This window comes from Rhizobium sp. ERR 942, assembly GCF_007828395.1.
In the GTDB taxonomy this organism is placed as follows: domain Bacteria; phylum Pseudomonadota; class Alphaproteobacteria; order Rhizobiales; family Rhizobiaceae; genus Rhizobium; species Rhizobium dioscoreae.
The window spans coordinates 483308-504851 of record NZ_VIUA01000002.1 but is presented as its reverse complement, the minus strand read 5'-3'; the positions used below and the strand labels follow the sequence as shown (position 1 = coordinate 504851).

Here is a 21544-nt window from a genome sequence, read left to right as displayed (position 1 = left end):
TTCCTATGAATTCCGTTTGGCCCGACGCCCCGAACGACGATTTTCGGTCACTTTTCAAGACGCATCCGTCTCCGATGTGGGTCTATGATCCCGAGACGCTGAAATTCCTGATCGTCAACGATGCTGCCCGCGATCTCTATGGCTATAGCCTCGCTGCTTTTGCGGTCATGACCGTCCTTGATATCCGGCCTCCGGAAGAGCGCGAACGCATGCTCGATGCGGTGCACCACCGCACCGACATCGAGACGGCGCAACGCTGGACGCATCTGAAGGCGGATGGCGAGACATTCGAGGTTCTGACCTATGGGCGGGAAATCCGCTTCGACGGCAAGATGGCGATTCTGGCGATCGTGCAGGACCGCACCGAGGTCAATGCGGCACGGCGGCAGGTCGATGCCACCCAGTCGCTGCTGGACAGCATCGTCGACAATCTCCCCGTCGGCGTTTTCGTCAAGGACATGGAGCGGGATGGTCGTTATATCCTGTTCAATGAGGCGTGCGGCGCCATCGTCGGGCAGGCAGCACCAGATGTGATCGGCAAGTCGGATCGTGCGATATTTTCCGATGAGCAGACGGCGCTTTTCCGGGAGCAGGACAAGCTTGCCTTCGAAACCGCCGAAACCGTCTACTTCGAGGAAACCATTCACACGGTGGACGGCGTATTGCGTATCCTGAAGACGGCGAAACGGGCGCTTCCCGCCCCGTCAGGGCAAGCGCCGCGCTATGTTCTCGGCATTTCCCAGGATGTGACCGAGGAGCGCAGCGTCGAGGCAAGGCTTGCGCATCTTGCCATGCATGATTCCTTGACCGGGCTTCCGAACAGAGCTTTCTTTTCCGAGAACATCGTGCGGCAGGTGGCTGCTGCGAGGCCGGAAAAGCCAATCGCGCTGCTCTATATCGATGTCGATCATTTCAAGCATATCAATGACAGCAAAGGCCATGCCGCCGGCGACATGCTCCTGCGCCAGGTTGCCGAACGCCTCCAGCAGCTTGCCGAGAGGAGCGATCTGGTCGCGCGCCTGGGTGGCGACGAGTTCGCGCTGGTTTTACGGATGACGGATGCCGGGCGAGCGCGCCGCTTCGCCGACCTGTTGTTGCAATCGCTGTCGGCACCCTTCGATCTCGATGGCGTCCGGGAACATGTGACCTGCAGCATCGGCATTGCCATTGCGCCCGAGCACGGCAACGATGCTGACGTGCTGATGCGGGACGCGGATCTGGCGCTCTATGCCGCCAAGACGAGCGGCCGTTCGACCTATCGGTTCTACCAGACGGAGATGCGGCTCGAAGCTGAACGGCGCCATCAGCTCACGCTGGAGCTTCGTGAGGCGTTGCAGAACGACGAATTCGAACTTCATTACCAGCCGATCATTCGTCTGGACGAAGATACTCTCTCCGGCTTCGAAGCTCTGATCCGCTGGCGCCATCCGAAGCGCGGACTCATCTCGCCCGCAGAATTCATCCCCATCGCCGAAGAAACGGGGATGATCGTTCCGATCGGCGACTGGGTGCTGCGGGAGGCTTGCCGGACCGCCATGGAGTGGCCCGACAACCTGAAAGTGGCAATCAATCTCTCCGTCTATCAATTCCGTCATTCGAGCCTGCTGGCCACCGTCGTTTCAGCGCTGAGCGAGACAGGTCTTTGTCCCGGACGCCTGGAGATCGAGGTCACGGAATCCATCCTGCTTTCCGAGGTCGAGCAAAGCCTGTCGCTGCTGCGTGCGCTCAAGGAGCTCGGTATTCGCATCGCGATCGATGATTTCGGCACGGGCTATTCCTCGCTCAGCTATCTGCGCTCCTTCTCTTTCGACAAGATTAAGCTCGACCGCAGTTTCGTCGCCGGCATGGATGCCGATCCCGGCAATCTTGCCATCGTGCGGGCCGTAGTTGGCATCGCCTCCGGCTTCAATGCGGTGACACTGGCCGAAGGCATCGAGACGGAGGCTCAATTGGCAAAATTGCGGGCCGAGGGCTATCACGAGGTGCAGGGTTTCCTGCTCGGCCGGCCAATGTCACGCGAGGATGCCCTGGCGCGAATTCTCCGTGAGGCCTATCCCGCCCCGACGTTACGTGCCCGAAAACCAGCGCATGTATGACCGCCGAAACCTTCGGGCGGCCGTCGCAATTAATAACCAAAAAAATTTGGTACCTTGTTGTCGGGAAGGGTGGTTGACCAACGTCCTTGGATCAGCCCCGATAAGGGCGCGACACAAAGAACCGTTCCAAGGAGACCAACATGAGTGATGCAACAGAACAGTCCCAGCAGCCGCGCGTGCCGGTTCGCGGCGGCGTCGTGGCCTATCTGACGGTAGATGGCGCTGTGAAGGCAGCCGAATTCTACAAGCGCGCCTTCGGCGCCGAGCAGGCCTTCATGTATCCGGTCGATGAAAAAGGCCGGACCATGCATATTCATCTCTACATCAACGGCAGCTCGGTCATGCTCGGCGACGCTTTTCCGGAATACGGCCATGCGCTGGAAAAGCCGCAGTCCTTCACGATGCAGCTTGTCGTCGATGACCTCGATTTCTGGTGGAAGCGTGCCGTCGATGCGGGAGCGGAAGTGGTCGTCGAGCCGCAGGTTATGTTCTGGGGCGATCGCTGGGGCCAGCTGCGCGATCCATTCGGCGTCGCCTGGGCGATGAATGCGCCGGTCAACGGCTGACGATATAATGCCCTCGGTGTTTGTGGTGCCGAGGGCATTTCTTTTGGTCCGGCTGCGAAGACGCTATTCTGCAAGCAGGGTCCGCGAGAGAGGATGCTCAGCGTCCGTAAGGCCGTCCAACACCGAATAATGGTGCTTGTCGGGCTCGACCACGACCTCAGTTGCCGCCCCGAGCCCGGTCCAGATATTGGCGAGCAGCGCGTTCTGGCGGATGAATTCGGCGCGCTCGGCGCCGCCAACCCAACAGGTGAGGCGAATGTTGACGACCGGCTCGAGGAGAGCCGGGCTTTCGGCCCTTGCCTCTGCATCATCGATGCGAAGCTGCGCGTTCATGCTGCGCTTCATGATCGGGCGCAGGTCATGAAGACCGGAAATGGCGAGCACATGGCGAATGCGTTCTCGGATGGCTTCGTTGAGCGGCGATGTTGTCGTCATCATGCGGGCAACGAGCTGACCGCCGGCCGAATGGCCCGTCAGAACGATGGGTCCGCTGACGAGTTCAGCCGCCTTCGTGATCGCGGCCGCAATCTCCTTGCCGATCCCGGCGATGCGATTTTCCGGGCAAAGCGTGTAGGACGGGATCGCGACAGCGTATCCCCTAACAATCGAGCCTGCTGCAAAGTGCGACCAGTAGCTTTTGTCCAGTTGCAGCCAGTAACCGCCATGGACGAAAACCACCAATCCCTGCGGCTGGCTTTCGGGCAGAAAGAGATCGAAGCGATTACGCTCCGCAGGACCATAGGCCAGATCAAGTTTCGCGCGTCCCGCGGTCGTCAGTCTGTCCCGGAAGGATTTTGCCGGCTCGACCCAGGCGGCTGGCCATTGATCGCCGTCGGCAATATAGGCACCGTTGGTATAGGCGGCGTCCCAATCGGTGACCCTGAAATAGCTCATGTTCAGCTTCCTCTCTCCAGCTGCCGGCGCCTGTAGATCAGGTCACGGCCGCGCGCACGGCAAAGCGTGCGTCCTTCCATGATCCGCTGCTCAGGATTTCCTCAAGCACCGTCACGGCGCGCCATACGTCATGATAACCGACATAGAGCGGCGTAAAGCCGAAGCGCAGTGTCGACGGGGCACGGAAGTCGCCGATGACGCCGCGCTCGATGAGGGCCTGCATGACCTCATAAGCATTGCTGTGGATGAAGGAGACCTGGCTGCCGCGCTTTTCGTTGTCGCGCGTCGTCTCGAGCTCCACACCATATTGGCCGCATTTGGCTTCGACCAAACGGATGAAGAGATCGGTCAGCGCTATGCTTTTCCGGCGCAGCGCGTTCATGTCCACCTCATCCCAGATGGAGAGCGCCCCTTTCAGCGCCCGCAAGGAGAGGATCGGCTGTGTGCCGCAGAGAAAACGCTTGATGCCCGCATCGCCGTCGAAGCTTTGTTCGAAGGCGAAGGGACGGGCGTGGCTCCACCAGCCGCTGAGCGGCTGAACGATCGATGCGTGATGACGCTTCGCCGCATAGATAAAGGCCGGCGCGCCCGGGCCGCCATTCAGATATTTGTACGTGCAGCCGACGGCGAAATCGGCACCGGCACCGTCGAGATCGACGGGCAGGGCGCCGGCGCTGTGACACAGATCCCAGATGACGAGTGCGCCCGCTGCCTGGATGCGCTTCGTCAGTGCCGCCATGTCGCGCAGTTCGCCGCTCTTGTAGTTGACATGATTGACGAGAACGACGGCGACGGTCTCATCGATCAATTCCTCGATGGTGTCGGCATCGCGGCCTTCGAGGCGCAGCGTGACACCTGGGCGCGTCGAAACGACGCCTTCGGCCATGTAGAGATCGGTCGGGAAACTGTCGCCTTCCGCCACGATGACGTTGCGATCCGGTCGCATCGCGAGCGCCGCATGAAGTGTCTTGTAGATGTTGATCGAGGTGGAGTCGGTCACGACAGACTGCCCTTCGGCAGCGCCGATCAGTCTGCCGATACGATCACCGAGTTCCAGTGGCAGATGAAACCACCCGGCGCTGTTCCAGCTGCGGATCAGGCCATTGCCCCATTCTTCCATGGCGGCCTGGCGCACTTCGGCAAAAACCTCGTGCGAGGCCGCGCCGAGCGAATTGCCGTCGAGATAGATGACGCCAGCGGGCAGGGCGAAGCGGCTGCGGAAGACGCGCAGCGGGTCGGCCTCGTCCATGGCCTCGACGGCCGCGAGATCGGGAAGGCTATCCATGATGTCGTTGCCTCGTAAACTTATTCGCGAATGGTTTCTCGGGTGACGGCTCCGCCGCGGCTGCGGCGGATGCTCGGCAGCGCCAGCATGATCAGCACGAACAGGCCGGTAGCGAGTTTGAGGTTCGGCGGCGGCATGCCGGCGGCAAGGCAGAGCGACACGAGCTGATAATAGATGATGGAGCCGACGAAGGGCGCCAGCAACTGACGCAGGACGGTCTGCTTGCCGGTGAAAGCTTCGCCGATCATCAGCGCTGCAAGGCCGTTGATGAGGATGCCGATACCCATGTTGACGTCGGCAAAGCCCTGCGACTGCACCATCAAGGCGCCGCTGGCGGCTGAAAAGGCGCTGGCGATGCCGACGCCGCCGATGGTGGCAGCCCAGACATTGATGCCCTGTGCCTCGGCCATGTCGGGATTGGAGCCAACCGCGCGCATGGCCGTACCTTTCTCCGTCTTGAAGTAAAGGTTAAGGGCGATCAACACGATGATGGCAAGCAGGCCGGCGATGACGATCTTGCTCGCGGGAAAGCCGGGCTCGGTGAATGGCACGACATCGAACACGGTCGGAGAGCCGAAGACGGAGAGGTTCGATTTGCCCATGATGCCGAGGTTGACACTATAGAGCATGGTCGACATCAGGATGCCGGCAAGCAGCGTATGGATGCGGAAGCGCAGGTGAATGAAGGCCGTGCAGCAGCCGGCGGCAAGGCCGACGGCGAAGGCGACCGCAATGGCAAGCGGCGGCGCGACGCCGGCGGCAAGCAGGATGCCGCAGACGCAGCCGCCGAGCGGAAACGCACCTTCACTGGTCAGATCCGGAAAGCTCAGCATACGGAAGGGGATCATGATGCCGAGGACGACGAAGCTCAGGATGAAGCTCTGCGCCAGCGTGACCGGGATGAGCGAGACGAAGCTCGAAACGGTTGATTGAATGAAATCCATCATGATGTCAGCTCACCAGCAGCATGCGGTCGGTCTTGACGGCGAAATGGCCGATCAGTTCGGGCACGGTGATGCGCCGCTTGCCATCTCCGGTTATTTCGAGATGGACGCGGCCGGCATCGAGCATGATGATGCTGTCGCCGAAATCGACGGCGTGCTGCATGTTGTGCGTGACCATCAATGTCGTCAGCTTCAGCGCCTCGACCGTGCGCACTGTTGCCTGCATGACGATATCGGCCGTGCGCGGGTCGAGCGCGGCTGTGTGTTCATCGAGCAGCAGCACATCTGGCGAGCCACCGACCGCCATGATGAGCGACAGCGACTGGCGCTGGCCGCCCGAAAGAAGCTCCACCTTTGTGTCCAGCCGATTTTCGAGGCCGAGGCCGAGAACGGCGAGCCGTTCCTTGTAGGCGGCGAGCCGCGCCGCATTCAGGCCGGGCCGAAATCCTCTGGCTTTGCCGCGCAGTTCCGCCAGAAGCATGTTTTCGCCGACCGTCATGCTGGCGGCGGTTCCCTTCATCGGATCCTGAAATACGCGAGCCAGACGCGCGGCGCGTTTGTGGACCGGCATGTTCGTCACGTCATCACCGTTAATGAGGATCTGACCGGAATCGAGGCTGAGAGCGCCGGAAATCGCATTCAGCATGCTGCTCTTGCCGGCGCCGTTGGAACCGATGACGACGCCGAATTCGCCTGTCTTGAGGGAGAGCGTCAGGCCATTAAGCGCGACCTTTTCGTCGGGCTGGCCTCTGTAGAAAACCTTGCGCGCGGATTTGATCTCAAGCATCCGTGCCTCCCCTGCAGTGTAGGGTTATGAAATGGCGGCGTTCCTGACGCCGCCATGGATCGGATTGATCCTACAGCGCCGCGCGTCACATCTGACGCGCAAAAGTCGCTGTAGCACTTTAAAGCTGCTGCATAATTTTATCCTTAGATCGACATCGATTTAAGGAATTATGCAGTAGAAAATGCCGCCTATTACTTCGTGAAGCAATTGCAATCGGCAAGCGAAGCCGGAACTTCGGCGCCGAATGCCTTCAACACGGTCTTGTTAATCAGCGGCGCGTGGTCCTTGTAAGCCGGAACGGAGGGCTTGATCGTCTTCGGATCGGCACCCTTGAGGATCTCAGCGGCGATCTTGCCGGCATTTTCACCAACCTGCTCATAGTTGACGGCAAAGCTTGCCGGAACGACGCCGTTACGAACAGCCGCATCGTCGGAGTTGACGATCGGGATCTGAGCCTGGCGGGCGGCGGCGGCAACGGCGGGGATTGCCGGCTGCAAGAGGTTGGAAGCGGGCGTGTAGATCGCGTCTGCCTTGCCGGCGAGCGAGGCAATGCGCTGCTGGATGTCGTTGACGTTGTCGACGCCGACCGGAACCACTTCGAAGCCGGCTGCCGGGGCGGCGGCCTTGACCTTGTCGATCAGCGCAACGTCGTTGGCCTCGCCCGGATTGTAGGGCACGCCGATGCGCTTGGCATTCGGAAGCAGCTTCTTGGTGAAGGTGAGGATGGCCGAGATGTCCTGCAGGTCGCTCGAGCCGGTGATGCCTGTGTCACCGGCGTCCCAGGACGGGACGAGCTTGGCGGCGACGGGATCGGTGACGGCCGTAAAGACGATCGGAATGCCGGAGCCGGCCAGCGCCTTCTTGGCAATCTGCGATACGGGGGTGGTCACCGTATACATCAGCTTCGGATGTTCGGATTGCAGCTTGGCGATCATCTGCGGAACGAGCGAGGCGTCGAAGCTCGTGTTGCTTTCGGAATAGACGACATCCTTGCCTTCGACGAAGCCGTTGTCAGCAAGAGCCTTCTTAAAGCCGGCAATCGATGCGTTGAGCTGCGGATGCTCGCCGAAGTTGGCGATGGCGATCTTGATGGGCTCGGCCGATGCGGTTGCAACGCTTGCTGCGAAGGCGCCGACGACAGCGAGGCCGGCCAGCCACTTGGACGTAGATCTCAGCATATTTTCCTCCCGGTGTAATAAGGAGCCGTTTTCCTTCGGCTCTCTCGGGCAGGGATCATAGCGAGTGCTGCAGGCCTGTCAATTTGTGATATATGATATTCACGATGGGCATATATAATATATAATTTCCGGATAAGGAGCTTTTATATATAATCTGCGCCTGGGGAGGATCGGGACGAGGGCCATGCAGGACAAGGATGCGCTGAGCAAGACGGAAGCGGCTTACTGGCTGTTGCGACGCGACATCCTCAATACCAAGCTAAGGCCTGGTGCCTCTCTTCGGTTGAGCGCCCTTCGGGATATCTACGGCCTCGGCTGGACGCCGCTTCGCGAGGCGCTGTCGCGGCTAGAGGCCGAAAAGCTTGTGACTGCGATCAGCAATCGCGGCTTCGCTGTCGCTCCAGTATCGCGGGCCGAACTGGAGGACCTGACGCGGGCGCGCATGGTCGTGGAGCTGCCGCTTCTCATGGAGTCGATCGAGAAGGGTGGCCCGGATTGGGAATCGGCCGTCGTCACTGCACATTATCGCCTCTCACGCTGCAGGATCGTGCCCGACTCCGCCTCGGAGGAGATGGCGGACGAATGGGATGAGAAGCACAGCGCCTTTCACGCTGCGCTTGTTAGCGCGGCAACGTCGAACTGGCTCCAGCGTTTCCAGTCCACCATCTCGGATCAGCTCCGCCGCCACCATCGTTTTCTCGGCCTTGCGCCGACGCAGCGCGCGGCTGCTGGCCTTTCGATCGGTTATGAAAAAGCCGTTGCCGCTTTGCAGGACGCCATGGCGATCGAGCATCATACGGCATTGATGGAAGCGGCCCTCGACCGGGATCTGGAACGTGCCAGAGCGCTGATGACCGAGCATATCGGGTACACGCTGCAGGTTTATATTCGCTCGGAGAATCATGTGAGTTAGGTCGAAACCGGATCATCGGCGAGCTGGAACGCTTGGCACGCGAGATGTCTCCTCCTGCAGGTTTTCATCGATAAACCGCTCGTCAGCGCCGCCAAGAAAAATATCCTTGCCGGCGTTGCCGCTATCGAACGCGAACCCGTGCCCATCGCAGGGTCTTTCCAGCCCGTTCCAGTGATTGCAACTCCATCGGTTCAGTTCCCACTAGGAGCGTTCATTTGGGGTCCGCTGGGGTGGGCGATCGGTCATTGCCCAAAGCGGCTGGGGAGGAAAGGGCATGCGTTGTCGCTGATGCGACGTTCCAATGCGTCGAGTACCAGATCCGCCGTTTTGGGAGCTGCCGCGATGCCGACATGCCCGTGGCCGAATGCGGCGATCAGGCTGGGATGGCGTGACAGTGGGCCGATCACAGGAAGCCCGTCGGGCGTGGATGGCCGATGTCCCATCCAGAGGCGAAGGTGGGGTGTCTTGTCGGCAGCCAGATAGGGGTAGCTCGCCAGAGCATGTCGTTGCAGCACCTGCGCGCGCTCCCAATTCGGAGGCTTGTTCACGGTTGCAAGCTCGACCTGGCCGGAAAGGCGCAGGCCCATATTGGTCGGCGTATTGGCCATCCGGCCGGTACTCGGCATGACGGGAATTTCGAAGGGTGCCTGCCCTGATGTCACAGTCACATGATAGCCCCGTTCGCTCTGCATCGGAATGCGCACGCCAAGCGGACGAAGCAAGCGGCCGGAATGTATGCCCGCGGCCACGACGATGCGGTCGGCACATAGCGTCTCGCCACCCTCCAGCACCGCTTGCGGCGTCACACCGTCGAGGATGGCTGTCACGGCGGACGGGTGGAATTGTACACCCTTGCGTCGAGCGGCTTTCACAATGCCGGCTACATAGCTTCCGGTGTCGCGGCAATGGGCGCCGTTCACCACATGGATGGCGAAGCGATAGGGGGGACCGAGAGCCGGAAGCCTTTTCCGGATTTCGGTCTCGTCCCATTCCACATATGCTACGCCGTTTTCTCGGCGCAGTTCCCAGCTCAGCGCTTCCGCCTCGAAGGAGGCCCGGTCGGGATAGGCGTAGAGCAGCCCTTTCTGAAGAACGAGCTGTTCCTGTCCGGTCTTTCGCGCGAGTTCCAGATGTCGCTCAGGGCCATCATGCAGCAGGAAGTTCAGCAATTTCGCCGTCCGGCGTACGCGGGTCTTACTGGCGCCAGCCCACAAGAACCGCAGGAGCCAAGGCGTCAGCTGCGGCAGCGATCTCCAATCGATCGTCAGCGGCCCGTTTCGATCGAGAAGGAAACCGGGAACCTTCCGCCACAAACCGGGCATGCTCATCGGAATGATCGATGCCGGGCTGATCCAGCCGCCATTGCCGTAGCTTGCCCCGGCTTCGCTACCCGGGGCGTTGCCGTCGCAAAGCGCGACATCCCAGCCTGCTTCTGCCAATCTCAATGCCGCTGTGGCACCGATAATGCCAGCGCCAACAACGATTACCTTGCCTGTCATTGCCGTTTTCGTCCTGCTTTCAGGAAAGTCCGCCATGGAAATGGCTGAGGAATTCTCGCGTTCTCGCCTCGCGAGGCTCGTTAATGACCTGGCGCGCATCACCCGACTCGACGACGAAGCCGTCCTGCATGAAGATGACCGTATCGGCGACATCGCGGGCAAAGGCCATCTCATGAGTGACGAGGATCATCGTCATGCCCTGCTCGGCTAGCTGACGAATGACCGCCAGAACTTCGCCGACCAGTGCAGGGTCGAGTGCCGAGGTGGCCTCATCAAACAGCATGACTTCCGGTTTCATGGCGAGCGCGCGCGCGATCGCCACGCGCTGCTTCTGCCCGCCCGAAAGCTGCTCCGGGCGCGCGTCGGCTTTCGCGACCAGGCCGACCTTGGCGAGAAGCTCCATCGCGACGGTCCGCGCGGAATTCCTGTCCTGCTTCAGCACGCTCACCGGCCCAACCATCACGTTGTCGATGACGCTCATATGCGGGAACAGATTGAAGTTCTGAAACACCATCCCGGTATTGGCACGGAAGGTCGCAAGGTCCCGGTCGCGCATGGCAACCCGGCCCGCGGAAAAATCCATCCGTCTCCCGCCGATGGTAATGCAGCCCGCATCCGGCAATGACAGCAGATTGAGGCTGCGCAACAGGGTCGACTTTCCCGAGCCGCTTGGCCCGATCATCGCCACCACATGACCGCGCGGCACCGAAAGGTTGATGTCTTTCAAGACGTCGAGAGGACCGAAGGATTTCTTCAAGCCCACGACCTCGATCATCGGCTCTTCTGCGCCCATTCTCTCTATCTTGCCATTCATGCCTTACGACCCTCCAGCCAGTGCGCCAGGCGCGTCATGGGGAACAGGACCGCCAGATAGACGAATGCAATCAAAGTGTAGGTTTCAAGCGGCCGGTAGGTGGCCGAGGTCACGAGCTGACCTTGATAGAGCAGGTCGGGCACGGCGAGCACGGAGAGAAGCGAGGTGTTTTTGAGCTGCAGGACAGACTGGTTGACCAGCGGCGGCACCATGCGGCGCAACGCCTGCGGCAGAATGATCTTGGCCATCAACTGGCCTCGACGCATGCCGATCGCGCGGCCGGCATCCCATTGCCCGGCATCGATCGAGACGATGCCGCCCCGAATGATCTCCGCATAGAACGCGGCGCCGTACATGGTCAGCGTGATGAAGGCTGCCATCGCAGGGGAGATCTGAATTCCGACCAGCATGGGCAAGGCATAGTAGCACCAGACCAATTGTACGAGCACGGGCGTACAGCGAAAGAGTTCCACGATCGTCATGATCGGAACGGTGACGATTTTCAGACCCGAAAGCCGGGCAAGAGCGAAGAGCGTGCCGACAAGGATTCCGGAAACGATGGTCAGAACGGTAAAGCCGACCGTGTAGCCCAAGCCCTGAAGAAAGAGGCCGCGATACTGCCAAAGGCTGGAAAAGTCCCATTGATACTGCATCACAGCGCGCTTTGTTCGGCCCGGCTGAAAGTCCGGGGAGAGGTTGATGTAAAAAGCCACTCGCCCAATGTCAGGATGTCGAAGACGGGAAGGCCGAGAGCCGTCGCGATCGCCTGCGCAAAGGGTGGCATGTTGGTGCATTCCAGCACGATGGCGCCGACCGACGGATGCTCGGCGACGAGCTTGCGTGCAGCATCGACCACTTCGGCCTCCAGCGCCGCGTGAGCGTATGTTGCAGAGCCTTCGATGAGCGCGTGAAATGCCCCGTTGGCGGGTACGCCGCGCACGGGCACGGATGGATCTGCTCCGCAGGCTTCGAACACTTCGGGAACGAGGCTTCCTGCATCATACGTTATCACGCCGGGGCGCAGGCCTGCACCGAGCGCCATCTCGACTATGGGCAGTTGCATGAGACTGGAGGCAGCCACCGGCACGCCCAACGCCTCGGCCAGTTTCCGTTGGTGTCGCGCCATGAAGCCGCAGGACGTGACAATCGCGCTGCAGCCCTCCGAGATCAGCTCTCGTCCGGCGGCGACGAAATCGTCGACGAGACCCTCGCCGCCGGCACGGACGACGAGGGAAACGGATGCACCGCGCACCTGACGGAACCGGACCGGAAAGCGCCATGATCCAGCATGGCCGACATCGCCGGGCGGGCGTTCGAACGTCGTGTCCAGCATGATGATGCCCAAGGCACCCGAAGAGACGGACATGGTCGTGCCTGTCAGAAGGTCAGGCTTGCAGGCAGTGTAGCCTTGTCGACACCCACGAGCGCGAGGCTATCGACAATCCAGCCCGAGACCTTGCCTTGTCCGCGGCGTTCCGCAAGCCATGCATCGACATAGTCGCGGAACTCGCCATTCGGATCGCGGCGCACGCCGATCGTGGTCGGCTGGCTTCCATGAGGGTCGGGAATGATGAGTTTGACGTTTGGAGCGAGGTGTTTCGTCGTCACGACAGCGAGGAGCGCGACCTGGATGATGGCATCGGCGCGACCCGACTGAAGCGCCAGAATGGTCTCATCGGCAGATTTGAGCGCAACCAGCGTGCAGTTCGGCAGGTTCTTGCGGGCGAAGTTGTCCTGCGTCGAGCCGAGGTCGACGGCCACCCGCATCTCCGGTCTGTTCATTTCCTCCCACTTCGTCACCTCCAGATCCTTGCGGGCAACGAGTGTGAAGGTATTGTCCATCAGTGCCTTGGTGAAATCGACAACCTTGGCGCGCTCCGGATTGTTGCTGAGCCCGAACATGATATCGATCTTGTTGCTTTGGAGATCGATCACGGAGTTGCCCCAGGTCGTCTCGACCAGTTCCAGCTTGACGCCGATATATTGCGCGAGGTCGTGTCCCATCGCGACGCAGAAACCTTCCCATTCTCCAGTTGCGAGATTCTTGTGATAATAAGGCTCGGTGCCTGCAAACACGCCGATCCGCAGCGCCCCCCGCGCCCGGATCGCTTCGAGCGTCGGACCTTCGGTCGCTGCAAGAAGTGCGGAGGATGGAAGTAGCGCAGCAGCGCCTGCGAGCAGCACTGCCCTTCCGAAATCACGTCTGTTCATGGTCATATCCCAGTTGATTGCTCGTTCCCTATTGCGCCTTGCGGGCGATCAATGCGTTTTCGCGATTGATTTTGTTGGAAAGCACGACCGAATAGGTCACGCTTTCGATTTCTTCGATCCGCGCAAGCTCGTCGATGAGCGCTTCCAGATCTTCTAAAAAATTGACGTTCACGCGGCAGAGAATGTTGGCCGGGCCGCTGATCGCGTCGGCGGTCAGGATCTCGGGATAGCCGCGCAATACCGCAAACAGCCTTTGCGTCGCGCGCAGGGCGGTGGTGATGAAGATATAGGCTGAAACGCTTTGATCAATCTCGCGACGGCCCACGATCGCACGATAGCCAAGAATGACGCCGCGACGTTCCAGCCGCTCGATACGCTCCCGGACACTTGAGCGCGCGAGGCCGACGCGTCGCGCCAGTTCACTGGCCGTTACGCGTGCGTTTTCCTCCAGGATGCTAAGCAGATTGCGGTCAATACTATCGCCGTAGTCCATATCGTTCCCACTTTCTTTTGCGGGAAGACTGGGGCCAAATTTTCCCAAAGAAAAGCATTGAAAAATGGGTTCTTCATGACTTTTATTCATGCTGGTCAACAGGAGCTTCGTCATGCGCCGTTTTCTGCCGTCCTTGAGCGCCCTGCATGCCTTCGATGCATCAGTGCGTCACTTGAGCTTTACCAAGGCTGCCGAGGACATGGGGATCACGCAGAGCGGCATCAGCCGGCAGATAAAAAACCTTGAGGATTTTCTTGGGCTTACCCTGTTCGAGCGCGCCGGCCCGAAGCTGGTGCTGACGGAGGAGGGCGCGCGCTATTACGATGAGATTTCGCGCCTGCTCGACAAGTTGGAAGATGTCTCCATCGATGCCGTCCGCGGTCGAAAGGCGCAGAGCATGCTGAAGATCGGCTTTCCGCCGACATTGATGCGGCGCTGGGGTGCTGCGATGCTGACTGCCTTTGCAGCCGCCCATCCTCAAACATGGTTCGAGGTCTATCCCTGTCGTCACGATCTCGATTTCGCGGCATCCGAGCTGGATCTTGCGTTCGTGCGCGGTACGGGCAATTGGAGCGGGGCGCGCAGTCAGTTGCTCTTCGATGAGGAGTTGATCGTTGTGGGAGCGCCGAATCTGGTGCCATTGCAAGGCCTGCCAAACGACGAGGCGCTGCTGGAATACCCGCTGATCCAGAATTCCAGCCGGCCGAGCCTGTGGCTGCATTGGCTGCGGGGAGCAGGTGTGCACTACAAGAGCCGCATCTACGGTCCGCGTTTGCCGAACTTCGATATGATCCTCGAATGTGCCATCAGCGGCATGGGGCTAGCGGTCGTTCCCGAGCTCCATGTGCGCACCGAACTTGCCGCAGGAATTCTGAAGCCCGCCTTAAGCAGGCTCCAGACGTCGGGGGAAGGCTTTTATCTCTGTTTCCCGCAGGCGCGGATGAACTCGGCCAACGTGCGGATCTTCCGCGATTGGTTCGCCACCGAATTCACGCGCCGGCGGCAATTCCTGCCTCTGGCGTATCCCTTGGATCAAAAATAGGCCTTCTCCACCGGCTTTAGCTCGAGCGGATCCTCTCCCCGCTTCAATAGCCATGAATAGACCGGCGGTACCCGGTCTGCGATGGATTCGACATGAACGTCGATGAAGCACGGCCCATCGTCGTGAGCAAAGGCGGACGCCAACGCGGTATCGAGTTCCGAAGCCGTTTTGGCCGTCCATGCCTTGAGACCATAGGCCTCCGCGATTCCCTGACCGCGCGGCGCCAGAAAATCCACGCCGAAGCAATGATTATGGCCTTTGAGCCGGTGGAGGCCCTTGATCCAGCCGAATGTCCCGTTGTTGAAGAGGATAAGGATCGCCGGCACCTCCAGGCGCACCAGCGTTTCCAGTTCGCCGACCGTCATGCCGAACGATCCGTCACCGAAGAGACCGATCGGCCTCTTGGATGGATCGGCCCGCCAGGCGCCGACTGTTGCGGGAAGCGCTGACCCGAGGCCGCCAAAGGCACGTGGTATGGCAAAGCGGGTCTCGCGGTCATTGATTTTGAGGAAACGCGTCATGTATGGGGTCGGCGTTCCTGCATCGGAGTAGATGAGCGCGGGCTTGCCGGAAGATTGCAAAGCTTGATTGAAAGAACGCACGGCGCGCTCGGGCCGTAACGGAACCCGCTCGTCGGAAAGCGCCTCCTCCGCATGCTCCCAAAAGACTTGCCGGCGCCGGTTGAGCTCGTTGACCCAGGCTTCGTGACGTGCGGGCTCGATACTTGCTTTCAGCTCCAGCAACTCCGTGAGGACAAGCAAGGCATCTCCCGGGATGGACAGCAGATTCTCGTAGTTGTTAGCCATGATCTCGGGCGAGATATCGATCTGCGCCAGGCGTTTATTGAGCGTGATCCGCGGAAAGGTCCAGCCGATGGTGACGACCGAACCGATGCGCGAGCCTACGAACAGCGTGAAATCGGAATGTTCAAGCGCCCAGTTCGCATGCGGATGATATCCGTTGTCGCCGATGACGCCGATTGCGAGGCGATGGTCGTCATCGATTGCACCCTGGCCAGTCATCGTCGTGCACATCGGCACGTTGAATTTTTCGGCAAGCCGGGTGATCTCGTTGCCTGCACGGGCGCGGTTCACCCCACCTCCCGCAACGATCAGCGGTCGCTCGGCCCTGGAAAGGAGCTCCAGCAGCTCTTCGAGCTTCGAGCGCGGTGGCAGCGTGGGATAAGCAGGGAAGGTACGGCATTCCTCCTCGACATGCAGAGATATTCGCGTCAGGTCTATTTCGGCCAGCAGCATATCCTCGGGGATCTGCAGATGCACGGCGCCAGGTTTGCCTGAGCAGGCGACGCGAAAGGCGCGGCGGATGATTTCAGGCAGCTTTTCCGGCGTCTTTACCTGCACGGACAGCTTTGTGACCGGTTCGAACAGTTTCGCGCAATCCAATTCCGTCAGGACCCCGCGCCCCTCGCCGGGTAGTGGAATGTCGATGGTCAGCAGGATTACCGGCACCGACGATCCGTTCGATTCAGCGACCGGCGGCAAGGAATACATAGCGCCGGCACCCGATGGGCATTCAAACACGCCGGGCTTGTTGGTGAACCGCCCGTAAGCATCCGCCATGAAGCCGGCAGAGCGCTCGTCGCGGGCCATCACATGCCGTATTTCGCCTTCGCGGTGCTGAAGTGCTTCATAGAGCGGCACATTGGTATCTCCGGGGACACCAAAGATCGTATCGACCCCGTATCCGATGAGCATGTCTACCAGAATGTCAGCACCGCGCATTCGTCTCTCCTGTATCTCGCTGTGCTGATCAGGATAATGAAGCAGAGGTTTGCCGGGGACCGGCAAATCGGCGGCTTGAAGCGGCAGCCGCCGGCAATCTGCCGGCTCTGTCCTTGAGATTGTATGGGGCTGGCGTGCGCCAAGCGCATTGCGATCATATCCGCGCTGTGACTTACCAAGCGAGGCGTTATCGATTGCTGTCGTGAGGTGGTGAGGCGACCGATCCGCGCTCGATCAGGCCTGTTTTGATGGCGGTTCGCCCGACGGGCAGATCCTTGCCGTTCAGCCGCGAGATAAGGCGCTCGGCCGCCTTCTTTCCCATTTCGTAGACCGGCTGGTCGACGACGGTGATCGGCGGTGTCGTGACGGTCGTCCAGTCCGCATCAAGGAAAGAGATCATCGATATATCGCGCGGCATGGACAATCCCAGTTTTTGCAAGGTCTTGAAGACCCTGAGCCCGACGAGACTGTCCGACGCTATGATGGCGGTCGGAGGCGCCGCATCGTGCAGCAGGCTCTTGACGACATCATCCGTCCTTGACTGGTCGGTCGCGCCGAGCCGCACGTAATATAGCGCGTTCTCGATGCCCGCATCGGCCTGCTCCTTCAACATGCCATCCACCCGTTCGCGCACGGCAGAATTGGAAATGCTGCTGATATCGCCAAGGGGTTCGCTCCCGGCATCCATCGCCGATATATAGGCGATCCGTCTATGCCCCATGTCGAGAAGATGGCGGGTGGCGACCATGGCGGCATCGAAATCGTCGCCCGTCACGGCGTCGACGCCGAGCTCCGGAATGTTTCGGTCAAAGAGGACGAGAGGCACGCCGACGCGGCGTATGTCCTGAAGATGCTCCATTCGGTCGCAGCGTGCCGGCGTTACGATCAATCCATCGACGCGCTTGCCGATGAGCAGGTCGACCGCCGACTTTTCCGCATCGAGTTCTTCACCGGAATTGGCAATGATCACATTGAAGCCGGCCATGCGCGCGGCATCGCTGATGCCCCGGACGGCAAGGCTGAAGAAGGCATTTTCGATATCGCCGACCACGACCCCGATGATGCCGGATTTGCCTGTCGTCATGCTACGGGCAAGTTCGTTCGGCCGGTATTCGAGCGTCGCCGCAGCGGCAAGCACCTGCTCGCGAACCTTGTCGCTAACGACGCCATAGCCGCCGAGTACGCGGGCGGCAGTCGCCTTTGAGACATTCGCGGCCCTGGCAACATCGGCGACGGTTACGGAGCGTTTCGAGGTAAGGGGCTCTTCCATGGGATGACGATTACAAGAGTTGTTGACGGACGGTCAATCTGAAGTTAACAAATAGCATTGAGACCGGTCTCTTTTCACGTGATACCGGTCTCTTGTCCAGAAAACCTCTTGCTGCCATAGGGAGTGGAGATGCGGACGCGCATGCATGAATGCCGATAAGAGCATCCTTCAGAGCGGAGAACGAACATGAAATTATCCAGCATTTTCTCGGCCATCGCCGCGCCTCTGCGCGCCGGCGTACTCGCCTATATCGTCGCAGCAAGCGTCGGCCCGGCGGTTGCCGCCGACAATCCCTATAATCTGATCGATCCGAACGTCATCAGCGTCGGCACGATGGGAGATTCCAAGCCCTACACCTTCACGACGGCCGATGGGCAATTCACCGGCTTCGATATAGAGCTCTTTCTGAACGTCGTTTCCCGCATGGGCTTTCCCAAGGACAAGGTGACGTTTACCGGCCAGGAGTTCTCGGCCTTGCTGCCCTCCGTTGCCAACCAGCGTTTCGACGTCGCCGTCGCGGCGATCGGAACGACCGAAGCACGCAAGAAGACGGTCGACTTCTCCGATGGCTATCTCGCCGGCTATCTCTCGGTTCTGACATCGGATGCCTCGATGAAGGATGCAGCCGGCCTCAAGGGCAAGCGCCTCGGCGTCGTGCAGGGCACGCTGCAGGAGGTCTATGCCACGAAGAATTTCACCGGCACCGATCTCGTCAAATTTCCGGACAACAATTCTGCCGTGGCGGCGCTGAACAACGGCACCATCGATGCACATTTCCTCGATTATGAAGCAGCCAAACAATATGGCGAGCGCTATCCGGCACTGAAGATTGCCGTGAATATCCCATCCTTCGACGCACCGGCGGGCTTCGTCGTCCACAAGGGCAACGACGCCTTCCGGCTGGCGCTCAACAAGGCGCTGCACGAAGCGATGCAGGATGGCACCTGGAAGACGCTCTATGAGAAATGGTTCCCCGGCTCGCCGATGCCCGATCAATATCTTCCCAAGAAGTAAGGCCGCGCCGCCGCACGGCCTGCCGGGCGGCGGCATCAACCTGCCTCACGAACTTCATGGGGAATTGAATGGATTGGCTTGAAAATCTCCGTCGCAGCTTCCTCGATTGGGATGCGATGGCAGAAGTCCTGCCGAGCATGATCACGGTCGGACTGAAGAACACACTCATCCTGGCGGCAGCCTCCACCGTGCTCGGCGTCATCATCGGCATGGTACTGGCCGTTATGGGCATTTCGCAGTCACGTTGGCTGCGCCTGCCGGCGCGTATCTACACCGATATTTTTCGCGGCCTGCCGGCGATCGTGACGATCCTCATCATTGGCCAGGGCTTTGCCCGCATCGGCCGCGAGATCTTCGGACCGTCGCCTTTTCCGCTTGGCATCATCGCGCTGAGCCTGATCGCCGGTGCCTATATCGGCGAGATCTTTCGATCCGGCATTCAGAGCGTCGAGCGCGGGCAGATGGAAGCCTGCCGCGCGCTGAGCATGAGCTACGGACAGGGCATGAGACTGATCGTCATTCCGCAAGGGGTCCGGCGTGTCCTGCCCGCCCTCGTCAACCAGTTCATCGGCAACGTCAAGGATTCGAGCCTTGTCTACTTCCTGGGGCTGCTGGCCTCTGAGCGCGAAATCTTTCGCGTCGGCCAGGATCAGGCTGTTGTGACGGGCAATCTCTCGCCTCTGCTGCTGGCCGGCATCTTTTATCTGGTCATCACCGTGCCGCTGACGCATCTCGTCAACTACATCGACGCGCGTTTGCGCCTTGGACGGCAGGGGCGCGGATCCGGTGGCACGAGCGGCCTTGTCGAGGTCGGCGAGCTGGAGGCCGCTTCGGGTACCGGGATGCCTACAGACGCCGCTACTCCGCGCTTCAAAGGTGGGGCCGTTCAAATCCGCGATCTCAGCATGTCCTATGGCGATCTCGAAGTGCTGAAAGGCATCGATCTCGACATAGCCAGAGGCACGGTGACCTGCATCATCGGGCCGTCGGGATCGGGCAAGTCGACGCTGCTCCGGTGCTTGAACAGGCTCGTTGAGCCGAAGCGCGGCGACATCGAGCTCGATGGCGAAAGCATCCTATCCATGAAGCCGGAAAGCCTGCGCCGTCGCGTCGGCATGGTATTCCAGCACTTCAATCTCTTTCCGGATCACACCGCGCTTGAAAACGTCATGCTGTCGCTGACGAAGATCAAGAGGATGCCGAAAGCTGAGGCGCGGCGGATTGCCGAGACCCGCCTGGCGGAAGTGGGGCTTGGTGGCCGCAAGGACCACCGCCCAGCCGGTCTTTCCGGCGGCCAGCAGCAGCGCGTCGCCATTGCCAGGGCGCTCGCCATGGATCCGGAAGTCGTCCTCTTCGACGAGGTCACGAGCGCGCTCGATCCGGAATTGGTGAAGGGGGTGCTCGACCTGATGGCCAATCTCGGGCGCCAGGGCATGACCATGGCAGTTGTTACTCACGAAATGGGATTTGCCCGCAGGGTCGCCGATCAGGTCGTCTTCATGGATGAAGGCCGTATCGTTGAAGCCGGCCCGCCGCAACAGATCTTCGACAATCCGCAAAGCGAACGGCTGAAACGCTTCCTCGCCGAGGTCCTCTGACAAACGGGCCGGCGAGAAATCAGACGGCCCTTCGATCGTAACATTCCCTACTGACAAGGTTTTCCAACATGCATGCTCCCACTCGTTCTTCAAAAGTCGTCGTTGTCGGCGGCGGTATCTTCGGGGTTTCCACCGCCGTTCATCTGGCGCGACTAGGCATTCAGACAACGCTGATCAACGACGGCCCGCTGGCGAATGGCGCATCGGGCCGCTCGCTTGCCTGGCTCAATTCCGCAAGGCGCCGCTCCGATGCCTATCATCGGCTGCGTCTCGCCGGCATCGACCGCTATCGCACGCTTTCCGCACGATATCCGGACGCGGCATGGCTACGTTTCGACGGCGGCCTGACCTGGGATGCCGACGAAGCCGATAACGACATTGCCGCCGTCTTCGATTACGAGCGTGACCTTGGCTACCATGCCCAATTGCTGACGCCGGGCCAGATTGCGAAAGTGACGCCAGGCGTCGATGCAAGCGCCGTCACGCAGCAGGGCGCAATCTTCAATCCGGGCGAGGGGTGGGTCGATCTGCCGTCCCTGATTGGCGTTCTTGCCGAAGAGTTCCGGGCATTGGGCGGCGAAATCGTCACCGATGCCGGCCGGGCGGCTGTCAAGGTGGAGGATGGCTGCGCCCGGGGCGTCACAACTGCAAATGGCGCCCGTTGGGCCGCCGATGCCGTATTGTTGGCGGCCGGCGGCGAGGTGCCGGCGATCGTTGCGGAAGCCGGCCAGCATATTGGCGACGATACGCCGATCGCTCTTCTCGTTCGGACGAAGCCGGTCAAGCATCCCCTGAAGGCCGTGTTGAATACGCCAAGGGTTGCCATCAGGCCCACTCCTGGCGGCGCTTTTGCGCTCGATTCAGCTTGGTCGGAAGAAGAGGTTATCGCAAAGGACGATGGCAGCTATGCAATCATGCCTTCGACCCTTGAAGGGCTCCTGCAGGAAGCCTCAAAGGTGTTGGAAGGGAACCCGAAGCTCGAAATCGGCGACTACGGCGTTGGCCCCAAACCCATTCCGGGGGATGGCGAGCCGGTTTTCGGCGAATTGCAGGCTATACCGGGCTATTTCGTTGCCTTCAGCCATAGCGGTGCCACTCTCGGTCTGATCGCCGGCGAACTGCTTGCCGATGAGATCGCCACTGGCAAGCGTCATCCGCTTCTGGCCTCTTTCCGGCCGGAACGCTTCGTCAGATAGTT

General features: G+C 60.4%; 20 protein-coding genes. 7 read left to right on the top strand and 13 right to left on the bottom strand.

The annotated features are described in order from the left end of the window. Window positions 1-5: 5 nt before the first annotated feature. A complete protein-coding gene (locus FBZ97_RS09215; RefSeq protein ID WP_145318641.1) occupies window positions 6-2096 on the top strand; it encodes a bifunctional diguanylate cyclase/phosphodiesterase in 2091 nt (696 codons plus the stop codon). A gap of 140 nt (window positions 2097-2236) precedes the next feature. After that, entirely contained in the window at window positions 2237-2662 is a 426-nt protein-coding gene (locus tag FBZ97_RS09210; RefSeq protein ID WP_069610406.1) for a glyoxalase/bleomycin resistance/extradiol dioxygenase family protein, read from the top strand. A gap of 63 nt (window positions 2663-2725) precedes the next feature. Here the strand turns inward: FBZ97_RS09210 and FBZ97_RS09205 are convergent, their stop codons facing one another. The 5 genes from FBZ97_RS09205 to FBZ97_RS09185 all read right to left on the bottom strand — a co-directional run bounded on the left by FBZ97_RS09205 (window position 2726) and on the right by FBZ97_RS09185 (window position 7750). Continuing rightward, window positions 2726-3556 carry an alpha/beta hydrolase gene (locus tag FBZ97_RS09205; protein ID WP_145318638.1) on the bottom strand — a complete coding sequence of 277 codons (831 nt, stop codon included), beginning with the start codon at window positions 3554-3556 and terminating at the stop codon, window positions 2726-2728. Window positions 3557-3593: 37 nt separating this feature from the next. Further along, window positions 3594-4841, bottom strand: a complete 1248-nt coding sequence (gene kynU / locus FBZ97_RS09200) for a kynureninase (protein WP_145318635.1) — start codon at window positions 4839-4841, stop codon at window positions 3594-3596. Between the two features lie 20 nt (window positions 4842-4861). After that, window positions 4862-5785 (bottom strand): ABC transporter permease, encoded by a 924-nt coding sequence (locus tag FBZ97_RS09195; protein WP_069610480.1) that lies wholly within the window; start codon window positions 5783-5785, stop codon window positions 4862-4864. Window positions 5786-5792: 7 nt separating this feature from the next. Beyond that, entirely contained in the window at window positions 5793-6572 is a 780-nt protein-coding gene (locus FBZ97_RS09190) for an ABC transporter ATP-binding protein (protein ID WP_069610409.1), read from the bottom strand. Between the two features lie 191 nt (window positions 6573-6763). Then, window positions 6764-7750, bottom strand: coding sequence for an ABC transporter substrate-binding protein (locus FBZ97_RS09185; protein ID WP_145318632.1), 987 nt, complete (start codon window positions 7748-7750; stop codon window positions 6764-6766). A 184-nt stretch (window positions 7751-7934) separates the two neighbouring features. Between FBZ97_RS09185 and FBZ97_RS09180 the strand changes: the two genes are divergently transcribed. Beyond that, entirely contained in the window at window positions 7935-8663 is a 729-nt protein-coding gene (locus FBZ97_RS09180; RefSeq protein ID WP_113329713.1) for a GntR family transcriptional regulator, read from the top strand. A gap of 242 nt (window positions 8664-8905) precedes the next feature. On the opposite strand, the gene FBZ97_RS09175 is transcribed toward FBZ97_RS09180, so the two are convergent. From FBZ97_RS09175 to FBZ97_RS09150, 6 genes are read right to left on the bottom strand one after another with little or no spacing between them, the layout of a single operon-like run. Beyond that, window positions 8906-10162 (bottom strand): FAD-dependent oxidoreductase, encoded by a 1257-nt coding sequence (locus tag FBZ97_RS09175; protein ID WP_145318629.1) that lies wholly within the window; start codon window positions 10160-10162, stop codon window positions 8906-8908. Between the two features lie 19 nt (window positions 10163-10181). After that, entirely contained in the window at window positions 10182-10976 is a 795-nt protein-coding gene (locus tag FBZ97_RS09170) for an amino acid ABC transporter ATP-binding protein (RefSeq protein WP_281406121.1), read from the bottom strand. Beyond that, window positions 10973-11629: an amino acid ABC transporter permease gene (locus FBZ97_RS09165; RefSeq protein ID WP_113350540.1), complete on the bottom strand. Its 657-nt coding sequence runs from the start codon at window positions 11627-11629 to the stop codon at window positions 10973-10975. The genes FBZ97_RS09170 and FBZ97_RS09165 overlap by 4 nt, the downstream gene beginning before the upstream one ends. Further along, window positions 11629-12342: an aspartate/glutamate racemase family protein gene (locus FBZ97_RS09160; RefSeq protein WP_145318626.1), complete on the bottom strand. Its 714-nt coding sequence runs from the start codon at window positions 12340-12342 to the stop codon at window positions 11629-11631. The genes FBZ97_RS09165 and FBZ97_RS09160 overlap by 1 nt, the downstream gene beginning before the upstream one ends. An 11-nt stretch (window positions 12343-12353) precedes the next feature. Continuing rightward, window positions 12354-13187, bottom strand: coding sequence for a transporter substrate-binding domain-containing protein (locus tag FBZ97_RS09155; RefSeq protein WP_112722250.1), 834 nt, complete (start codon window positions 13185-13187; stop codon window positions 12354-12356). A gap of 28 nt (window positions 13188-13215) precedes the next feature. Further along, window positions 13216-13794 carry an Lrp/AsnC family transcriptional regulator gene (locus FBZ97_RS09150; protein WP_246661718.1) on the bottom strand — a complete coding sequence of 193 codons (579 nt, stop codon included), beginning with the start codon at window positions 13792-13794 and terminating at the stop codon, window positions 13216-13218. Here FBZ97_RS09150 and FBZ97_RS09145 point away from each other — a divergent pair. Further along, window positions 13793-14722, top strand: a complete 930-nt coding sequence (locus FBZ97_RS09145) for a LysR substrate-binding domain-containing protein (RefSeq protein ID WP_069614756.1) — start codon at window positions 13793-13795, stop codon at window positions 14720-14722. The two genes, FBZ97_RS09150 and FBZ97_RS09145, sit on opposite strands and share 2 nt — an antisense overlap. On the opposite strand, the gene FBZ97_RS09140 is transcribed toward FBZ97_RS09145, so the two are convergent. Together FBZ97_RS09140 and FBZ97_RS09135 are read right to left on the bottom strand one after the other, a co-directional pair. Next, entirely contained in the window at window positions 14713-16464 is a 1752-nt protein-coding gene (locus FBZ97_RS09140; protein ID WP_145318623.1) for a thiamine pyrophosphate-binding protein, read from the bottom strand. The genes FBZ97_RS09145 and FBZ97_RS09140 overlap by 10 nt on opposite strands. 187 nt (window positions 16465-16651) lie before the next feature. Then, a complete protein-coding gene (locus FBZ97_RS09135) occupies window positions 16652-17734 on the bottom strand; it encodes a LacI family DNA-binding transcriptional regulator (protein ID WP_145318620.1) in 1083 nt (360 codons plus the stop codon). 186 nt (window positions 17735-17920) lie between these two features. Between FBZ97_RS09135 and FBZ97_RS09130 the strand changes: the two genes are divergently transcribed. The 3 genes from FBZ97_RS09130 to FBZ97_RS09120 all read left to right on the top strand — a co-directional run bounded on the left by FBZ97_RS09130 (window position 17921) and on the right by FBZ97_RS09120 (window position 21542). Next, a complete protein-coding gene (locus FBZ97_RS09130; RefSeq protein WP_069614691.1) occupies window positions 17921-18748 on the top strand; it encodes an ABC transporter substrate-binding protein in 828 nt (275 codons plus the stop codon). A gap of 68 nt (window positions 18749-18816) precedes the next feature. Beyond that, on the top strand, window positions 18817-20346 hold the full coding sequence (locus FBZ97_RS35045) for an amino acid ABC transporter permease/ATP-binding protein (protein WP_145318617.1): 1530 nt from the start codon (window positions 18817-18819) through the stop codon (window positions 20344-20346). A gap of 68 nt (window positions 20347-20414) precedes the next feature. Further along, on the top strand, window positions 20415-21542 hold the full coding sequence (locus FBZ97_RS09120; protein ID WP_145318614.1) for an FAD-binding oxidoreductase: 1128 nt from the start codon (window positions 20415-20417) through the stop codon (window positions 21540-21542). Window positions 21543-21544 lie beyond the last annotated feature (2 nt).